Annotated in this window: 16 protein-coding genes; 11 read left to right on the top strand and 5 right to left on the bottom strand. The window is 48.6% G+C overall.

Annotated elements, in window-relative coordinates:
- The first annotated feature begins 60 nt into the window (after positions 1-60).
- Positions 61-2,124: a magnesium chelatase ATPase subunit D gene (gene bchD, locus H6H02_RS14600; protein ID WP_190818933.1), complete on the top strand. Its 2,064-nt coding sequence runs from the start codon at positions 61-63 to the stop codon at positions 2,122-2,124.
- A 166-nt stretch (positions 2,125-2,290) separates the two neighbouring features.
- Here bchD and H6H02_RS14595 read toward each other — a convergent pair whose 3' ends face one another.
- The 3 genes from H6H02_RS14595 to mnmG all read right to left on the bottom strand — a co-directional run bounded on the left by H6H02_RS14595 (position 2,291) and on the right by mnmG (position 6,552).
- Entirely contained in the window at positions 2,291-2,869 is a 579-nt protein-coding gene (locus H6H02_RS14595) for a TIGR04376 family protein (RefSeq protein WP_190818931.1), read from the bottom strand.
- Positions 2,870-2,985: 116 nt separating this feature from the next.
- Complete coding sequence (locus tag H6H02_RS14590) at positions 2,986-4,281, bottom strand: hypothetical protein (RefSeq protein ID WP_190818928.1); 1,296 nt, start codon at positions 4,279-4,281, stop codon at positions 2,986-2,988.
- 348 nt (positions 4,282-4,629) lie between these two features.
- Positions 4,630-6,552, bottom strand: a complete 1,923-nt coding sequence (mnmG, locus tag H6H02_RS14585) for a tRNA uridine-5-carboxymethylaminomethyl(34) synthesis enzyme MnmG (protein WP_190819055.1) — start codon at positions 6,550-6,552, stop codon at positions 4,630-4,632.
- 628 nt (positions 6,553-7,180) lie between these two features.
- Between mnmG and H6H02_RS14580 the strand changes: the two genes are divergently transcribed.
- From H6H02_RS14580 to H6H02_RS14550, 7 genes are all read left to right on the top strand, one after another.
- The gene (locus H6H02_RS14580) at positions 7,181-7,513 is read left to right on the top strand and encodes a hypothetical protein (RefSeq protein WP_190818926.1); all 333 of its coding nucleotides are present in this window, start codon (positions 7,181-7,183) and stop codon (positions 7,511-7,513) included.
- A gap of 417 nt (positions 7,514-7,930) precedes the next feature.
- A complete protein-coding gene (gene psbB, locus H6H02_RS14575; RefSeq protein WP_190818923.1) occupies positions 7,931-9,460 on the top strand; it encodes a photosystem II chlorophyll-binding protein CP47 in 1,530 nt (509 codons plus the stop codon).
- A 113-nt stretch (positions 9,461-9,573) separates the two neighbouring features.
- Positions 9,574-9,672 (top strand): photosystem II reaction center protein T, encoded by a 99-nt coding sequence (locus H6H02_RS14570; RefSeq protein ID WP_190411294.1) that lies wholly within the window; start codon positions 9,574-9,576, stop codon positions 9,670-9,672.
- Between the two features lie 201 nt (positions 9,673-9,873).
- A complete protein-coding gene (gene nrdR / locus H6H02_RS14565; protein WP_190818921.1) occupies positions 9,874-10,437 on the top strand; it encodes a transcriptional regulator NrdR in 564 nt (187 codons plus the stop codon).
- A 65-nt stretch (positions 10,438-10,502) separates the two neighbouring features.
- Positions 10,503-11,312 (top strand): S1 RNA-binding domain-containing protein, encoded by an 810-nt coding sequence (locus H6H02_RS14560; protein WP_190818919.1) that lies wholly within the window; start codon positions 10,503-10,505, stop codon positions 11,310-11,312.
- A 251-nt stretch (positions 11,313-11,563) separates the two neighbouring features.
- Positions 11,564-12,733: a 30S ribosomal protein S1 gene (locus tag H6H02_RS14555; protein WP_190818917.1), complete on the top strand. Its 1,170-nt coding sequence runs from the start codon at positions 11,564-11,566 to the stop codon at positions 12,731-12,733.
- A 116-nt stretch (positions 12,734-12,849) separates the two neighbouring features.
- Complete coding sequence (locus H6H02_RS14550) at positions 12,850-13,596, top strand: HAD family hydrolase (protein WP_190818915.1); 747 nt, start codon at positions 12,850-12,852, stop codon at positions 13,594-13,596.
- A gap of 24 nt (positions 13,597-13,620) precedes the next feature.
- Here the strand turns inward: H6H02_RS14550 and H6H02_RS14545 are convergent, their stop codons facing one another.
- Positions 13,621-14,367 carry a Uma2 family endonuclease gene (locus H6H02_RS14545; protein ID WP_190818913.1) on the bottom strand — a complete coding sequence of 249 codons (747 nt, stop codon included), beginning with the start codon at positions 14,365-14,367 and terminating at the stop codon, positions 13,621-13,623.
- A gap of 316 nt (positions 14,368-14,683) precedes the next feature.
- Here H6H02_RS14545 and metK point away from each other — a divergent pair, with 316 nt between their 5' ends.
- From metK to H6H02_RS14530, 3 genes are all read left to right on the top strand, one after another.
- On the top strand, positions 14,684-15,940 hold the full coding sequence (metK, locus tag H6H02_RS14540; RefSeq protein WP_190818910.1) for a methionine adenosyltransferase: 1,257 nt from the start codon (positions 14,684-14,686) through the stop codon (positions 15,938-15,940).
- Positions 15,941-16,119: 179 nt separating this feature from the next.
- Positions 16,120-17,715: a glycosyltransferase family 39 protein gene (locus H6H02_RS14535; protein WP_199329181.1), complete on the top strand. Its 1,596-nt coding sequence runs from the start codon at positions 16,120-16,122 to the stop codon at positions 17,713-17,715.
- Positions 17,716-17,768: 53 nt separating this feature from the next.
- On the top strand, positions 17,769-18,152 hold the full coding sequence (locus tag H6H02_RS14530; RefSeq protein WP_190818906.1) for a YkvA family protein: 384 nt from the start codon (positions 17,769-17,771) through the stop codon (positions 18,150-18,152).
- A 15-nt stretch (positions 18,153-18,167) separates the two neighbouring features.
- Here the strand turns inward: H6H02_RS14530 and H6H02_RS14525 are convergent, their stop codons facing one another.
- On the bottom strand, positions 18,168-18,914 hold the full coding sequence (locus H6H02_RS14525) for an SIMPL domain-containing protein (protein WP_190818904.1): 747 nt from the start codon (positions 18,912-18,914) through the stop codon (positions 18,168-18,170).
- Positions 18,915-19,159: the final 245 nt, after the last annotated feature.

Here is a 19,159-nt window from a genome sequence, read left to right as displayed (position 1 = left end):
AGTTGAAGGCGACAAACTTTGCGCTATGCTGAAAAATTGGACTTGCATCGCTTTTAAACTATGCCTGCATCTGTAGCTAACCCCGCCTTCCCCCTCGCTGCTGTTGTGGGGCAAGAAGCAATAAAAATGGCGCTGCTATTGGCAGCAATTGATCCCGGACTGGGAGGGGTAGCGATCGCGGGTCGTCGCGGGACTGCTAAATCGGTCATGGCACGCGCCTTGCACTCCCTTTTGCCCCCCATTGAAGTCGTCAAAGGATCGATTAGCAATTGCGACCCCGATTCCCCCAGCGAGTGGGATGACAAATTATTGGTAGAAGCGGGTGCCCAGCCGGATGCTCAGATTGACGCGCAGGTGATTCCGGCTCCATTCGTGCAAATTCCTTTGGGAATCACAGAAGATCGACTGCTAGGTTCTGTGGATGTCGAGCAATCCGTTAAACAGGGGGACACGATATTTCAGCCTGGGTTACTGGCGGCAGCACACCGGGGCGTCCTCTATGTAGACGAAATTAATCTACTTGATGAGCAAATTGCTAACCAACTGCTGACCGTTTTATCTGAAGGGCGCAACCAGATTGAGCGGGAGGGGATTAGCTTTCAGCATCCTTGTAAGCCTTTATTTATTGCCACCTATAACCCGGAAGAAGGGCCACTGCGAGAACATTTGCTCGATAGAATTGCGATCGCGCTTTCCGCTGATGGTGTCCTCGGCTTAGATGAACGAGTGCAAGCAGTAGAACAAGCTCTCGCCTACGCCAAATCCCCAGAAAAATTTCTAGAACAGTACACCGAAGACATCGACAACCTGAAAACTCAGATCGTCTTGGCGCGGGAATGGCTGAAGGATGTTCGCATCACCCGCGAACAAATTGCTTATCTAGTAGATGAAGCAATTCGAGGCGGAGTGCAGGGACATCGAGCCGAACTCTTTGCGGTGCGAGTTGCTAAGGCGGCTGCTGCTTTAGAAGGACGCACTAACGTGACGGCGGAAGACTTACGCCGTGCGGTGGAATTAGTGATCGTGCCTCGCGCAACAGTAGTGCAGACGCCACCAGAAGAAACACCTCCGCCGCCTCCCCCACCGCCTCCCCCCCAAGATGAATCTCAGCAAGAGCAGGATGAGCAGGATGAAGAGGAACCAGAGGAACCGGAAGAACCCCAGGACGATCAGCCTAGCATTCCAGAAGAATTTGTCTTTGATCCAGAGGGTGTCATCCTCGACCCCACCGTGCTTTACTTTGCTCAGATGGCGCAACGTCACGGCAAGTCGGGCAGTCGCAGTCTGATCATCTCAGAAGATCGAGGGCGCTACGTCAAGCCAATGTTGCCGAAAGGCAAGGTGCGGCGAATTGCTGTTGATGCAACGCTCAGAGCCGCTGCACCCTACCAAAAGGCGAGGCGGGAGCGAAACGATGCCGCGATCGCCCAATCCCCTCTAGGTCAGGGAGAACAAAGAGGAGATCGGCGGGTATTCGTCGAGCAGGGGGATGTTCGCTCCAAGCGCTTAGTCCGGAAAGCCGGGGCGCTAGTCGTTTTCGTCGTTGATGCCTCTGGTTCGATGGCGTTGAACCGGATGCAGTCAGCAAAGGGTGCAGTGATGCGCCTGCTGACGGAAGCCTATCAGAACCGCGACCAAGTGGCGTTGATTCCCTTCCGGGGAGAACAAGCTGATGTGCTGCTACCGCCCACCCGTTCGATTGCCTTAGCGCGGCGGCGTCTGGAGCTATTGCCTTGTGGCGGCGGCTCCCCTCTGGCTCATGGTTTGACTCAGGCAGTGCGCGTCGGGATGAATGCTCAGATGTCTGGAGATATCGGTCAGGTGGTGATTGTGGCGATTACCGATGGGCGGGGCAATATTCCTTTAGCTCGTTCTTTGGGCGAACCGATGCAGGAAGGGGAAAAGCCAGATATTAAAGCTGAATTGTTGGATATTGCTGCCAGAATTCGCGCTTTGGGGATTCAGTTGTTAGTGATTGATACGGAAAATAAATTTATTTCCACTGGCTTCGCGAAGGAATTGGCAAAGCAATCAGGGGGTAAATATTATCACTTACCCAAGGCAACGGAGCAAGCGATCGCTGGAGTGACCAGAGGCGCGATCGCAGATATGAAATCTCGCTAGGGCAAAAATCTCCGGAAACCCCACCCCCAACCCCTTCCCGCAAGCAGAGAGGGGAGCCGGAGCCGTAGGTGATGGCGGGGTGGGGTTCTTTTATTACGGGTAATCAACCAAAGTTAATATCACTTCTCCCAATTACCCATTACCTATTACCCACCTCAAAAACTCTTCACCGCCCAATATTTCGCTTCAACTGCTCAAGCTCGTCGTCCGCTTCCCAGTGCTTAAATTTAGCCTCTAATGGATCGGGACCACTGTTGATCGGGCGGTGGTAATTCTGATTCCAGCCAACCGTCTCCGCACGCTGCTGAGTTTGAGAACTTGCACGGGCTGCTTGCGCTTGAACGGCTTTCGTATGGACTTCCTGTCGGCGAACCTGAATTTGACGCTGTAGCTGTTTTGCTTGCTCAGTTCGCTGTTTAATCCCTTGCATCTGCCCCCAAAGTTGATTCCCTTGGCGCAGCAGGGCGGCTTCTCGCTCTTGGGCAGGCTGGACTAAATCGAACCTGTTGGCAGCTTTTGCCTTTTCAATCCGAATATGCCAACGCTGAATTTCTTGAGCGGTTGAGAGAATTTCATCCTGTAATTTTTTCTCTTGCAGTTGCAGGTCTGCAATCAGCTTGAGGGCGTCGTCTTCTTGTTCCCGTAGCTGCTCTTCTAGCGCCTGTAATTCCAAATGAGGATTATTCCGCAAGAATTCTTCTAATCGGGTTTCTAAAAACCGGCTGAAATCGTCAAATAGACCCACTGCAAGAACTCCGACTACAGGTTTGTCATCATGTTAGCAATTAGGAGCGATCGCTCATCCGCCATTAGTCATTGGTCATTAGTAATAGACTCATCACTAAATTACTAATGACTTATTCAAAACTTCTGCCCAACATAAACAGAACGGACTTCTCCATTGCGTCGAATCACCGCTTCCTGATTGGAGACGGAAACCAAAGTCCATCCACTAGAGCCAATATTTTCGCCCACGCGGATGCGGTTGGCAACACCGCCAAAGTCAAATAGAGCCGCAGAGCGATCGCCCAACTCTAGAACTCCCACAAGCGTATGTATCGCTGTCGGAGCTGGATCGGGGATGGGTGCAGGTGCTGCGGCTGGGGGTGCTGGGGGTGCTGGGGGTGCGAGGGGTGGTAAGGCAGGGATAGGAAGTCGGGGCATTGTGGCAGCCATCGGAGGCAGTGTCAGAGGTTTGGAACCCAATGGAAGTGCTGCGGGACGAACCGACGGTGCCGGACGGCTGACTGGAGGTTTGGGACGTACTGGCGGCAGCATCGAACTAACTGGAGGTTTGGGACGTACTGGCAGCATCGAACTGACTGAGGGCGCGGGACGCACTGGCGGTACCGGACGCCTTGGCAGTGACGGAAGCAAGGGAGGACGTACTAAGGGGGAAACGCCTTGCAGTCCTAAGGCAGATTGTGGAACTACAGACTGACTTTGGGGTGATGGATAGATGGGGATGTAAACTCTTTCCATAACACCCGATCCTCTCGCTGCCCCAGCCGCATTTCCAGGGACAGTTGTCACGGGTGGCGGATTAGTCCCTTGGGGCACGTTAGCACTTCCCGGACGTTTGTTCGCGTCGGCCTTGCGATCGATGACTTCGAGCGATCGCTCCATATAGTTCACAAACTGATCATCTGCTTTAGACTGAACCTCTTGGCTGACGGGCGGAACCGTTGCGGGGGGCGAAAAGAGCCAATTCAGCCTGCCCTGACTCACCATCCACAGCAGCAATGTCACTGCCGCCGATGCCAAAGCCAGCCCCAGCAGGAGCTTCTCGAATAGTTTGCCTTCCCCACGATGATTGCCGTCTACGGGTTGAATCTCCTCTGCGCTGATATCCAGCGCCAAAGGCGTTTGCACAATACTACGGGGTGTGTTGTCTGGTTGCTCCTGGAGTAGATCCTCTGGTGGCACCCAGGTCGGGGGCAATGTAACTTGCGAAACTTGGACAGGTTGCAAGGAGATATACTCTGACTGCGGCTGCTCTGGAGTTGAGATGCTGCCGCCCTCCAAAACCCGGTCGATGTCTGCAAACAAGTCGTCCATCAATTGATCGGCATATTTGTCAACCGACCAAGGTTGGATAGAAGTGGAATTTGCCAAGGGTGCTGAGTCCCTTTGGTTATTGCTAACATCCTGAGTCATCGATTGCTCACTCTCGTGGCTACACTGAATCAACGATAAGCCTTAAGGTATTTTATAGGGCTTATATCTGTGAATAAATTCCTAATTGGGGGACATTATTCCCTACGGCAATCAGTTGTCAATGCTCCCTGACTGATTGGTTCAAAGAAAGGCTTACTTCTAGCTTATATTTTCCCGTGGCGACCAAGCCAAATTTATCGTTAAATTGGGCTTGACCCAGTTAGCAAACCATGCTTTTTGTCCCTTGTCAATTGTCAGCGGGTAGAGAGACGAGATTCGTCGTCTCTCTTGTCAGTTGTTGACGTTTTCCTTGTTCCCTAAGATAAGGAGACGGCACCGAGGAAGCCCCTATGATGAGTGGCTGCTAACCAACGGGGCTTGCCGAGAGCGCAATTCTAGATATACCAGTAAAGCGTTGATATCAGCCGGATTGACGCCGCCAATTCGAGCCGCTTGCCCAATCGTGAGCGGTTGCACTTGCGCTAACTTTTCGCGAGACTCTTTCGAGAGCGTCTCGATCGCCGCATAATTTAGATCCGGTGGTAGTTGGCGGTTTGCATGACGGCTCACTTGGTCAATTTGGTGCTGTTGACGCTGAAGATACCCAGAGTATTTGAGATCGATTTCTGCGCCTTCCTTCTCCACGGAATCTAGGCTGGGGTTGCTCAGCCCGTAACGATCTAAATCAACGTAGTGGAAACCAGGGCGTCGTAGCAAATCAGCCAGAGTAATCGAGCCTTTGATGGCTTGTTGGGTGTCGGACGCGATCGCCTTCCCAATCTCATCATGCTCCTTAATCCGCGTTGAGTACAACCGTTCTTTCTCAGCGACAATATTCGCTTGCTTGTGTTGAAACAACTCCCAGCGGCGGTCATCAATTAAGCCGACTTCCCGACCCAAAGGCGTCAAGCGCTGATCTGCATTATCTGAACGCAGTAACAATCGATACTCAGAACGGCTAGTTAGCATCCGGTAAGGTTCCCGCAAATCTTTGGTACACAGATCGTCCATTAGCGTTCCGATGTAACTGTGTTCGCGCGAGAACACAATCATTTCTTGATTGCGGACAAATCGAGCTGCATTGATTCCCGCTACAATCCCTTGAGCAGAAGCTTCTTCATATCCGGTTGTGCCGTTAATTTGACCAGCACAAAATAGTCCCTCTACCTTTTTGGTCATCAGTGTCGGATAGCACTGGGTTGCAGGTAGATAATCATACTCCACCGCATAAGCTGGACGCAGCATCGTACAGTTTTCTAGGCCGGGGAGACTTCGCAACATTTGCAACTGCAAATTCTCCGGCAATCCCGTCGAAAACCCTTGGATATACAGTTCTGGAATCTCCCGTCCTTCCGGTTCAATAAAAATCTGGTGGCTTTCCTTATCGGCAAAGCGCACAATTTTATCTTCAATGCTAGGACAATAACGCGGCCCCTTTGCATCCACCCAACCGCCATAGACTGGCGACAGGTGCAGATTTTCTCGAATAATCCGATGAGTCTCCGGCGTTGTCCGGGTCAGATAACAAGGCATCTGTTCCCGTTCCACCCAAACGGAGGGGTCAAAGCTGAACCACCGCACCTCCGTATCACCCGGCTGGGGTTCCAAATTAGTATAGTCTAGCGATCGCTTATCAACCCGTGCTGGAGTTCCCGTCTTTAGCCGTCCCGTTTCAAACCCTAGCCGATTCAAAGTTTCTGTCAACCCAACTGCGGCAAATTCCCCCGCACGACCCGCTGACATCGACTTGTTACCAACCCAGATGCGACCCCCCAAAAAAGTGCCTGTTGTCAGGATGACTGCTTTGCACCCAAACGCCACACCAAAATAAGTCTCGACGCCAATCACTTCATCGTTAGCGCCGATTACCAAATCTGTGACCATGCTTTCGCGGATTGTCAAGTTTTCCTGGTTCTCGACAATCTCCTTCATCACCGCCGCATATTCCCGTTTATCCGTCTGCGCCCGCAATGCCCATACCGCAGGTCCTCGTGAGGAGTTCAGAATCCGCTTTTGTAGGTAGGTGCGATCCGCCATTTTCCCAATTTCCCCACCCAACGCATCGATTTCATGCGTCACCTGGGACTTGGCAGGACCACCTACTGCTGGGTTACACGGTTGCCAAGCAATTTTGTCCAGGTTAAGGGTTAGCAGCAAAGTACGACAGCCCAATCGTGCTGTAGCAAGGGCAGCTTCGCAACCGGCGTGTCCGGCTCCAACTACAACAACATCAAAAGCGTCTTGAAATTCTATGGGCGATCGCGCGGTCATGGTCATGGTAAGTGCCTGAGTAGCAAGGACTCATCCTTCATATTAGCGATTACACCAGTCTGGTTGGAGTTCCAGCTATTGAGTGGCAAAATAAACCCAATTTAGGCAGTATATAAACTTAATTCTATTGGTTGATTCTTTTCAAGTTAAAGCATATCACTCGGATTTTTCGGATGAGGTTTTGTATTCAAGATTTGTCGATTAAATACAAGGTTGGTTACTATGCCAAGACTCAAATTAATTTCTCTGTACTGCGAAACGTTTTAAAAAGACACGGGTACCCGTGTCTTTTTAATTCATTATTATCTAGCTAAAATATCTTTTTTGTAGGGTATTTTAATTTAAATTATACAAAGTGCGATCGCCTTCATCAACCAAGATGCGCTAGCCAAGGGACGCTTTGTTCGCTTCGCCTTGAATCCTTTTGCATTCCCTCAAGCTCACATAGGCGCGATCACAACTTTAGTCACGCTTCCTGAGAAAGGGTAACAAAATATACTCATAAGTTTAATTTATAGTTTCTAAGAGAGCAGATTTCGTTATAACCAGGACATCTGGGTGATAGAAGTGGTAGTTAATGGTGAACAACTTCCAAATCTAGCGCCTGTATAAAGAAAGTTGAAAGTTCGTGAAGTATTTTTTCCTTTCTGATGGATGGACTGTCGGTCGAGTATGGGAATTCGGCGGCTTGTGGAACGAAAACTCCTGGCGACGCAAACCCGAAATTCAGCAAATGAACCTTTGCATTTTCGAGCAAGGCGAAAAACTGTGGCTGTATCGAGTAGAAGACGCTATTCTCATGGTCGAAGTCAAACCCACAGCTCATGTCCCAACTGACTCAGGCAATCAGAATATTGGTCAAGTAGTGCTAAAACGCTTGATTGATGCTGAAGATGTCATCCAGAGAATGAACGAGTCAGCAGCGTTACCCCAACTCAGCAGTACCCAGGAATCGGGATGAAACGTTAAGAATGCGATCGCTACCTTAATCCCAACTGTCAACCCGCTTGCAATGGATTCTAACAATAGTTACACTTCTTTAAATGGTAACTCCCCTCGGTCTTCCGACCTAGGAATGGCGTGAACCTGGTGTGACGAGGCCAAAAACCTCATCGACGCGATAAATCGTGTCTGCAACATCTGCCGAGGTAAAACATCAAGTACGCAAAACTCTCACGCATAAAGCCTGCAATCGGCATGGATCTTGAAGCTAAGAGTAGGTAACATAATCTTTCATTTTCACTTTTGCCTTGTGAAACAGTCCCGCAGTCTTGCAAGAGAGCTTCTCTGGCTTAGATTATGGTAAACAACGGCAAATCGCACATAAAAAAAGAAGCGTCGAAGTAGACACTTATTCATCTGAGGAGGAGCGTAGTCAATGGGACTACCCTGGTACCGAGTACACACAGTCGTTCTGAACGATCCAGGTCGATTGATTTCTGTACACCTGATGCATACTGCCCTCGTGGCAGGCTGGGCCGGTTCAATGGCCCTGTACGAACTCGCAATTTTTGACCCCAGCGACCCAGTCCTGAACCCCATGTGGCGTCAAGGGATGTTTGTACTGCCATTCATGGCTCGCTTGGGTGTAACCGAATCCTGGGGTGGCTGGAGCATTACTGGCAGCTCAGGAAACTACCCTGGCGTATGGTCATTTGAAGGCGTTGCTGCCGCTCATATTGTCCTTTCCGGTCTGCTGTTCCTGGCTGCCGTTTGGCACTGGGTTTACTGGGATTTGGAACTGTTTAGAGACCCCCGCACCGGCGAACCAGCGCTCGACTTGCCAAAGATGTTTGGCATTCACCTGCTTTTGTCGGGTCTTTTGTGCTTTGGATTCGGTGCATTTCACCTATCGGGACTATTTGGCCCTGGTATGTGGGTTTCCGACCCCTACGGTATCACTGGCAGCGTCCAACCTGTCGCGCCAGAGTGGGGACCCGATGGCTTTAACCCGTTCAATCCTGGGGGTGTCGTCGCTCACCACATTGCAGCAGGTGTTGTCGGAATTATCGCTGGTTTGTTTCACCTAGCAGTTCGACCCCCAGAGCGGCTCTACAGAGCTTTGCGGATGGGGAACATCGAAACCGTGCTTTCCAGCAGTATTGCCGCTGTATTCTTTGCCGCCTTCGTTGTGGCAGGTACGATGTGGTACGGCAGTGCGACAACTCCAATTGAGCTGTTTGGCCCTACCCGTTATCAGTGGGATGGCGGTTACTTCCAACAGGAAATTGACCGGCGCATTCAAGCCAATATGGCTGATGGGATGAGCGCTACCGAAGCTTGGTCACAAATTCCAGAAAAACTGGCGTTTTATGACTATGTCGGAAACAGCCCTGCGAAGGGTGGTTTGTTCCGCGCAGGTCCAATGAATAAGGGAGATGGGATTGCTCAGGCTTGGTTAGGGCATCCGGTATTCACAGATGCTGAAGGTCGGCAATTGTCGGTACGTCGTCTTCCCAACTTCTTTGAAACCTTCCCCGTGATCTTGACCGATAAAGACGGGGTGATTCGCGCCGATATTCCGTTCCGTCGGGCAGAATCCAAAAATAGCTTTGAGCAAGCGGGTGTCACTGTAAGCTTATACGGCGGTGCTTTGGATGGGAAAACTTTTGATGATCCAGCTAAAGTGAAGCAATTTGCTCGTAAAGCTCAGCTAGGTGAGCCTTTTGCATTCGACCGCGAAACCTTGAATTCTGACGGGGTGTTCCGCACCAGCCCCCGCGGCTGGTTCACATTCGGACACGCTGTATTTGCCCTGTTGTTCTTCTTCGGGCACCTCTGGCATGGCTCTCGGACTCTGTTCCGGGATGTGTTTGCTGGGGTTGAGGCTGACTTGGAAGAGCAGGTTGAGTGGGGTCTGTTCCAGAAAGTGGGTGACAAGAGTACCCGCAAGAAGGAAGCTGTCTAGAAAGGTAATCGGGCAAAGGGCAAAAGTTAAAAATTTTTCTTCCGCCTTTTGCCTTTTTAGTTTTTCTTGACAAGGTAGACTGGTAGTAAAGCAAACAATCAGGAAATTCTGATATGGAAGCCGCTGCTTACATTTTGATTTTGACCCTCGCATTGGGTACTCTCTTCTTTGCGATCGCTTTCCGCGAACCTCCTCGGATTGAGAAGAAGTAATTCGCACCTAAAGCTCGCAGCACGACAACTTAATATTTAGGAAAAGCTACTGAGCCGCAACTGTCCGTACCCTTGTATTTCCACAAGGTACGGGCAATAACCGGCTCAGCTTTTCCAATTTTAGGTATTTATTTAGTAAAGTGGCAGATAATTCTAATCCTTCCTCACGCTCGTCTATCCAACAAGCGAGGACTTTTTAAAATGCAATGTCCTTTATGCCAGTACACCGATAGCCGTGTCCTTGAGTCCCGTTCTACAGAAGCCGGACAAAGTATCCGGCGACGCCGCGAGTGTTTGAAGTGCAATCATCGCTTTACCACCTACGAACGCATTGAATTTGTTCCGATTACAGTGATCAAGCGGGGGGGTCAGCGAGACTCCTTTGACCGTTCCAAGTTAATTCGTGGGATTGTTCGAGCCTGTGAAAAAACCGGCATCCCCCAAGGAACTCTGGAAATATTGGTTGATGAAATTGAAGCAGAATTACAGCAGCGAATCGTTAGAGAAGTTACCAGTCAAGAAATTGGGGAATTAGTCCTTCAACGTCTGCAATCTATCAGCGAAGTTGCATATATCCGTTTTGCCTCTGTATATCGCCAGTTTCAAGGAATTCGAGATTTTGTAGATACCTTGAATCATCTGCGAAGTCATGGCAGTGGAACACAGGAAGAAATAAGAGTAACAAATTCTCTTGAAAATCATCAACTTCCTTTGTTAGAGCCTGGTGAAACAGAAAACCAGGCTTCTTTGGTTATTGGTCATTAGCAACTAGCAGTTGACAAATATGCTATAGTATGCGTTAAAGATGTGGTAGTTACAGCCGAACATTTTTGAACTCAACTTTATCTAGCTTTTGTCCTGGCGACGTTGTAATTGGTAAAGCGATCGCTCTGGAGCCGGGAGGCGCTTTAATTGACATTGGCGCACCAACAGCTATTTTTCTCCCAATTTCGGAGATGTCAATTAATGAGATTGACTCTCCAGAAGAAGCCTTGCAACTAAATGAAACCCGCGAATTCTTGATCGTGAGAAAATACGATGAAGCCGGGAATTTGATGCTTTCCCTTTCCATTCGACAGCGAGAAGAAAAGCTGGCTTGGGAGAGAGTGCGTCAAATGCAAGCCGAAAACGTTACGTTGTCCGCTAAAGTTATTGATACTTATCGATACGGCGTATTAGTAGGGATTGAAGGTTTGCGTGGCAAGATTCTTAGTTCTTACCTCTCCACTCCTAAAGCCAAGGAAGAGTTAGTTGGAGAAGAACTGCCTTTAAAGATTCTGGAGGTGGATGAATACCGTGGGCATCTGGCACTCAGCCATCGTCTAGAAGTGGGTCAGGTCGTACTTGGTTTGGTAAGCGCAATTAAGCCCTATGGTGCATTCATTGATATCGGAGTAGTCAACGCCCTGCTACGCTATCCTGAAATTTCCCATGCTCATTTAGATACGCCTCATAGTGTTTTCAAGGTCAATGATGAAGTAAAGGCAATGATCCTTGACGTGGATCTTGAAAGAGGTCTGATCTCACTCTCCACAAAAGCACTCGAACCCGAACCAGGTGATATGCTGAAAAATCCTCAGAAAGTCTATGAAAAAGCTGAGGAAATGGCGGCAAAATACCGCAACCAGATGCAGAAATAGCAGCGATCGCCTCGGATGTAAGCTTTAGCTGAAAAACCGCTTACCCACTGCTGGGGAGCAATTTTAGCTAGACAGAGGACGAGCAAATTAAGTTATAATATCCTGTCTGGACAACTTCTCGCTTCTAGAAAATCTCATACAATAGGTTTGGCGAGAGAGCTATGTAGGTGTAAACTGCACGCGGTAAACGTGGGCGTACATCGACAGGAGGCACAGTTAAATACGGAGATAACACCAGGAAACGTATACGCATGGTCAATCAGAAAACAACCGCTACAGCAGATATTGGATTTTCTCACGAAGATTTTGCGGCCCTACTCGATAAGTACGACTATCACTTTAATCCCGGTGATATTGTCGCCGGTACCGTGTTCAGTTTGGAGCCTAGGGGCGCTCTGATTGACATTGGCGCTAAAACAGCGGCTTACATTCCGATTCAGGAGATGTCAATCAATCGGGTTGATGCTCCGGAAGAAGTGTTGCAGTCCAACGAGACGCGAGAATTTTTCATTCTGACCGACGAGAATGAAGATGGACAGCTAACCCTTTCCATCCGCCGCATTGAGTATATGCGAGCATGGGAGCGAGTCAGGCAGTTGCAGACAGAAGACGCTACAGTGCGATCGCTCGTCTTCGCTACCAATCGCGGTGGTGCATTGGTACGGATTGAAGGATTGCGCGGGTTTATTCCCGGTTCTCACATCAGCACTCGCAAACCCAAGGAAGATTTAGTTGGTGAAGAACTACCGCTAAAATTCTTAGAGGTAGACGAAGATCGCAACCGTCTAGTTCTTTCTCACAGACGGGCGCTAGTCGAGCGGAAGATGAATCGTCTGGAAGTGGGCGAGGTCGTCATTGGAACGGTACGAGGCATCAAGCCTTATGGTGCATTTATCGATATTGGCGGCGTCAGCGGACTGCTGCACATCTCCGAGATTTCCCACGACCACATCGACACACCTCACAGTGTCTTCAATGTCAATGATGAAGTGAAAGTGATGATCATTGACCTTGATGCTGAACGGGGACGGATTTCGCTCTCCACCAAGCAGCTAGAGCCAGAACCAGGCGACATGATCAAGAACCGCGATCGCGTCTATGACATGGCGGAAGAAATGGCGGCTAAGTATCGGGAGCAGATGCGAGCCAAGCTGCAAGGTAACGCTGGTGTACCTTCTATGGAAATCGGCGTTTCTGACGAAGACGTGCCACCTGCTATCGAAGATGAAGATGTGCCATCCGCTACAGAAGATGAAGATGTTCCATCCGCTGTAGAAGCTGAAGACGTGCCACCTGCTACAGAAGATGAAGATGTTCCATCCGCTGTAGAAGCTGAAGACGTGCCACCTGCTACAGAAGATGAAGATGTTCCATCCGCTGTAGAAGCTAAAGAGCTTTCACCCGCTATCGAACAAGAGTAATTTTGTTGCGGGACAGAGAAATTTCAGATTTGAAATTTGGAATTTGAAATTAGCGATCGCCAAAGAGGGAAATTCCCTCTTTTTTTATTGCAGTTTAATGAGTTGAGGGGGAAATTTTGGTAACAATTCGCTGTCGAGAGGTCACGTTTCCGAATATCCAGGCGGTAATTTTTGACAAGGACGGCACCCTAGAGGATTCGGAGTCATTTTTGAGAAATTTGGGGCAAAAGCGATCGCGCATCATCGACGCCCAAATCCCCGGAACTGGAGACCCTTTATTAATGGCGTTTGGTATCAATGGAGGGACTCTCGACCCTACGGGGTTACTAGCAGTAGGCAGTCACGGAGAGAATGAAATTGCTGCGGCTGCCTATATTGCTGAGACCGGACGGGGGTGGTTAGAATCAAGAGCGATCGCTCGTCGCGCCTTTAATGAAGCAGAGCAATTTCTAAAAGATGCTGCTCCTTCCCCCTTATTTGTCGGTTCTTTGGAAGTGCTGCAACTTCTCTTTCAAGCTGGCTTGAAATTAGGAATTTTATCAGCCGCTTCAACTTCACGAGTGGAAGCATTTGTCAAACGCCATCAACTCTCGTCCTATATTCAGCTAGAGATGGGAGTTGATGAAGGTCCCAGCAAACCCGATCCGGCTTTGTTTGTGCAAGCTTGCCAAAGACTGGGAGTATCACCCAGTAATACTCTGATGGTGGGTGATTCTGCCGGAGATATTCAGATGGCACGTCAGGCGGGTGCAGCGGGTTGTATTGGCATCTGCTGGGGAAAACCGGAGGCGGCGCATCTAGAGAGTGCAGATGTCGCGATCGCGCAACTCGACGAAATCCAAATTTTGGATGTGAATGGCTAATCGGGAGAACCTCTGAATGAGCAATTAGCCATCCGGCAAATTCCCAAAGCGATCGCGATAACGAGCTAACAGGTTTTCCATATCGGCAAGCTGTTGTTGAGCAAATTCCCGTTGCTGGCGTTCTTGTTCAGCTCGTTGGCGTTCTTGTTCAGCTTGTTCTTCTGCATGCTGTCGTCTCTGAGTTTCCTGCTTGAGCGCCTGCATTAGCTCATCGGCAATTAACAACTTTTCCCCAGTATCTTCTCGGTAAAAGCCAAGAAGTTTCCCTTCGACTGCTAAACGCAGATGTAATGGTTCGCTGCGGTTATCTGCGATCGCTTCATACTTTTCTCCCCGCAGGCGATACCCCCGTAATTTTTCCTCTATCCATTCTCCTTTAGGGTCAAATTGCCAGTATTCCTTTACTTCCAATTGCTCGTACAAAGTTTTTTTCAAACCTTGATCTTGTTCTTGCGTACCTTTGGAAGTCATTTCAAAAACCACCACAGGAACCTGATCTTCTTCCCAAATTTTATAGTTGTCCCTTCCCCCAGGAGCGACATCAAAAATGACCATCACATCAGGAGCAATTCGCAGCTTAGGAAAGCCTTGGGAATAATAAAGAAACTGGTTAGCAAGGACAGTTGCCTGACGCTCCGCCAAGTATTGTTTGAGGACTTCCAAAGTCGTCAAAATGGCATAGAGGTGGTCATAGGTTTCTGCTACTGGTTCACCATCGGCACTAGGGTAAAAAATATCTGCGGTTTGGGCTGTCGGTAAAATTGCTGTCATACTCGCACCGCCTCAGCGTTACCGATTTATTCTAATTGGCATGGGCGCGATCGCTCCCGCGTGCTTCACCAAAAGCGGATATTTCTATAGGAATTTTGGGAAATTTGCGGCTATAAGCAGATCCCAGATGTCTTCCCAGTGTAATCACTGTAACGCCAAATACTAGGGCAGCCGATTCGCTTCATCAAAGCTTTATCAAATAAATTGACGATTACAGCGATCGCATCTCAATGTTTTTATAATCGCAGGTTAAAATAGCTTAACTTAACCCAAATCACTTCCCTAGCAAGAGCCATCATCCCAGGAGGAATTGCCCTTGTCTCGTCGCTACCTATTTACCTCTGAATCTGTTACTGAAGGTCATCCCGATAAAATCTGCGATCAGATTTCTGACACAATTTTAGATGCGCTACTGACACAAGACCCCAAGAGCCGCGTCGCCGCAGAAGTCGTCGTCAACACCGGGTTAGTCCTAATCACGGGTGAAATCACCACCAAAGCTCAAGTAAATTTCGTTAATTTAGCCCGGAAAAAGATTGCAGAGATCGGCTACACCGATGCTGACAACGGCTTCTCTGCCAACAGCTGCTCAGTCTTAGTTGCCTTGGATGAACAATCTCCAGATATTGCCCAAGGCGTTACCACCGCGCAGGAAACCCGCGAACAAGCTAGCGACGACCAATTAGACGCCATTGGAGCTGGCGATCAAGGCATCATGTTTGGCTTCGCCTGCAACGAGACACCAGAAATGATGCCTTTGCCGATCAGTTTGGCACACCGGATTTCTCGCCGCCTTGGAGCCGTTCGGAAAACTGGACAATTGCCTTATCTGCGTCCGGATGGCAAAACTCAAGTCACGGTTATCTATGAAGATGGGAAACCCGTTGGGATTGACACCATCCTGATTTCCACCCAGCACACCGCCAATATTGGTGACATCACCGAGCAATCCGCAGTTCAAGCCAAGATTAAAGAAGATTTGTGGACGGCGGTTGTACAACCTGTTTTTGCGGATATGGCGATTCAGCCAGACGAAGAAACCCGCTTTCTGGTCAACCCCACTGGCAAATTTGTCATCGGGGGACCTCAAGGCGACTCTGGTCTCACCGGGCGGAAAATTATTGTTGATACCTATGGCGGCTACTCCCGTCATGGTGGAGGTGCCTTCTCCGGAAAAGACCCGACAAAAGTAGACCGCAGTGCGGCTTACGCTTGTCGCTATGTGGCTAAAAATATTGTGGCAGCTGGCTTGGCAGAAAAATGCGAAGTCCAGTTGAGCTATGCAATTGGCGTCGCTCGACCCGTCAGTATTTTGGTAGAAACCTTCGGTACCGGCAAGGTAGACGATGAGCGCTTACTAGAACTGGTGAAACAGCACTTTGAATTGCGTCCGGCGGGAATTCTCCAAGAATTCAAGTTATGTTACCTCCCAAGCGATCGCGGCGGTCGTTTCTACCAAGATGTCGCTGCTTATGGTCACTTTGGACGGACGGATTTAGATTTGCCTTGGGAACAAACTGACAAAGCAGACCTCCTGCGAGAAGCAATGACCCAGTGTGAAGCGACTGCTTAACCTTTTACTTCAAGCACCTAAATACCTCTAAAGTTAAAGCCGAAGAGATGCTTGCTTTCAAAAAAGCAGTTTCCTCTCGGCTTTTTTGTGAGGATCACCAAAAAAGCTTGGATGAAAAAACTTAAAATCTTCTCAGCTAATTTTTACCTGAAAATAATGACCGCTTGATGAGAAGTCAAATGCTTAAAAGCCCTCGTCTACAGGCATTATTGCCCTATTTGACCTTGTTGCTTTGGTTAGCCCCTTTATTGCTATTTAGTCACGAACAGCAAAGCCTGATGGCTCATGATGAGGGACTTTACTCTTGGCGAGCCAAATTGATGGTGGAGTCTGGCAACTGGTTAAAGCCCTCTATCACTAATTATGGTAAAACTCCCGGCTCCTATTGGTTGATTGCTAGTTCGTTCTGGCTATTCGGGATTAGTGAGGCAACTGCCCGACTACCAAGTATTATTGCTGGCATGATGAGTGTGCTACTGGTCTATGAAATTGGGACAATTTTGTTAAATAAACGAGCCGCGTGGTTAGCAGCAGCAATTCTAAGTGTTGAGTTTTTTTGGTTTCAATATAGTCGCTTAGCAGTTCCAGATGTGCCGATGGTTTGCATGGCACTTTTGGGGATTTGGTCTTTATTAAAAGCTGAATTACATCCAAAATATCGGGGGATTTGGAGCTTTATCGCTGGTGTGAGTTTGGGTCTGGGCTTCTTAATCAGAAGCTATATGATTTTTTTGCCAGCGATCGCTCTGTTGCCTTACCTGATTTGGGAGCATCGTCGTCACAGACATCTCTCGAATCCCATGCTCTATTTAGGCTTGGCAGTTGGCTTCAGCCTGACAATCATCTGGATTCTGAATGGCTGGCTGCACTATAAAGAAAATACTTTTCAGGAATTATTTTGGTTTATTTTTAGACTTAGCTCAGATGAAAGTGATGGAAATACTTGGTCTTACTATTTTTGGAATATTCCAGCCAAAGCGTTTCCCTGGCCTCTATTCAGTCTGTTAGGCATAGGCATTTGTTTACGAAATCTACTTCCTCGACAGCAGCTAATATTAGTTGTTCTCCCTCTGATTCTGTTTGTAGAACTCAGTTTTTTCTCAACTCGTTTGCCCCATTATGCCTTGGCTCTTTATCCTTTTGTAGCTTTGTTGGCAGGACTCGCTTTGGATTGGCTTGCCAGAATTTATGAGGACAAATCGCCGCGAAAATGGCTTCCTCAGAATCTCAGTTATGCCTTTGGGGGGTTAGCTTGTTTGCTGGTGTTAGCAGGTGTGGCGTTGTACAGTGGCGTCCCGATTCCTGGCGTAAAAGGGGACGCACAAATGCAAAAGTATGGAGCGATCGCTCTTGGTTTGGGGTTGGGTTGGCTAATGTTACCAGTCGTGTGGATGGGTCGTTATTACTTTGGCAAAAAGTTTTTAACGGCTCGTTATTGGTTGGCAGCTTGGTTGGTAGGGCCTTGGTTTGCTTTAACCGTAGCTGGAAGCACGGGTTTAATTGGAGATTACAACTCTGAGATCAAGGCATTATTGCAGCAGCCTGAAATTGCCACTGTGTTACAAACTCAGCCAGTGAATTGGATCAGAGGAACGGGAAAAACTGGAGTGCTACTATGCTTTTACACTCCCGATTTGGGGAAACAGGTTAAACAAGTTTCAGAGCTGCAACCGTCTAGCTACGCTTGGATTAGGTCAGAACAACTCGCCAATTTATCTTTGCCTTACCGACCAATCGGGAAAGTCCGAGAGTGGCAACTTATTCAAGTATTGTAGTCACCGATCGCTACAGCTTCATTAGCGTTTAACGTTCATTCAGGTCAACGCAGATGCAGGGATGGAAACAACAGCTCCATCGGTTGAAAAAAGAAACCTACGCAATTTACTTGGCTTGTAAAGATCCTAGAGTTCCTTGGTATGCGAGGATATTGGCTGGGTTTATCGTCGCTTATGCTTTCAGTCCGATCGATCTCATTCCAGATTTTATCCCAATCATTGGTTATCTAGACGATCTGATTATTGTGCCGTTGGGAATTTGGCTGGTACTGAAGATGATTCCTCCGGCAGTGATGGCGGATTGTCGGGAAAGAGCAACAAGCGCGATCGCTGAAGATAAACCCACAAACTGGATTGCTGCCATTATTGTGGTGGCTATCTGGTTTGGGTTAGGGATTTTAGCCGTGATTTGGATTGGACGCATCCTGAAACGTTAAGCTGCTCTTTAATAGTTAATAGCGAATTTGCAGCGTAACGGATGAAAGAACTTTCTGTTCGCCACCTACAACCGGCGTGTTAGCTGCTGCCTGATTTCGCACTGATAATAAAGCCTGCTCGGAGGCGATGACTGGCTGCGGCGGATTGACTCCATTGATTTGAATGCTGACAATTTCTCGCTGATTGAGAGCGAGTGCCCCCAAAGCGGCAGCCGCTTGCTTTTGGGCGTCTTCGGAGGCTTCTTTAATCGCTTCCTGTTGAGCCTGCGCGATCGCTTCATCCGCAGCAACAAGATTAACGCCATCAATTCGCGTTGCACCGGCTTTGATGGCTTCATCTAACAGCGCCCCAGCTTTTTCATGACCAGTCCGAAAACTTACAATGTTGGTGCCGATATATCCATTCAGGGTTTGCTTACCGTCTTTGAAACTATAGTTAGGGGCGAGAGTAATCCCAGTCGTTTTTAGTTCTTCCACCTGACGGGATTTCAGCAGTTTCACTACCGCAGAAGAGCGTTGGGCTACTTGCTGCTGAACTTCCTGAGAAGTTTTCCCCTGAACTTCAACACCCAAACGTGCTTCCATAATCGTTGTGGAAATGCTGACATCTCCTTTGCCGGAGACAGTGAGGGTTCTGGGTAGTTTCTCTAGCGTCGGGGCAGATTGGCAGGCACTCAAGCTGAGAATACTCAGCGTTAAAGAGATAATTTTTACACGATTCCAGCGATTCGACTTAGAACTATACCGGAGAGGGCGATTCATCTTTTAGAACACAAATTAGAACACAAATAATCTCGTGTTTCTAATCTGGCACTGTAGCTTTCGAGTAGTGCTTTAGGTTACAGTTTTGGAAACTTAACATCTTCCCTCGATCTTATTTCAAAGGCGATCTAAAGTAGATCGGGTCAACGGTGGTGCTGTTATAAAAGAAGTGGAGCTAAATGTCGATCGAGACTGAAACCGATTTGACTGGCTGGGCTGATTTGGTCATTTTTAGCGGTAAGGCA

It is taken from the genome of Coleofasciculus sp. FACHB-1120 (genome assembly GCF_014698845.1).
Lineage (GTDB): Bacteria > Cyanobacteriota > Cyanobacteriia > Cyanobacteriales > FACHB-T130 > FACHB-T130.
This window is presented reverse-complemented; position numbering and strand designations above follow the sequence as displayed.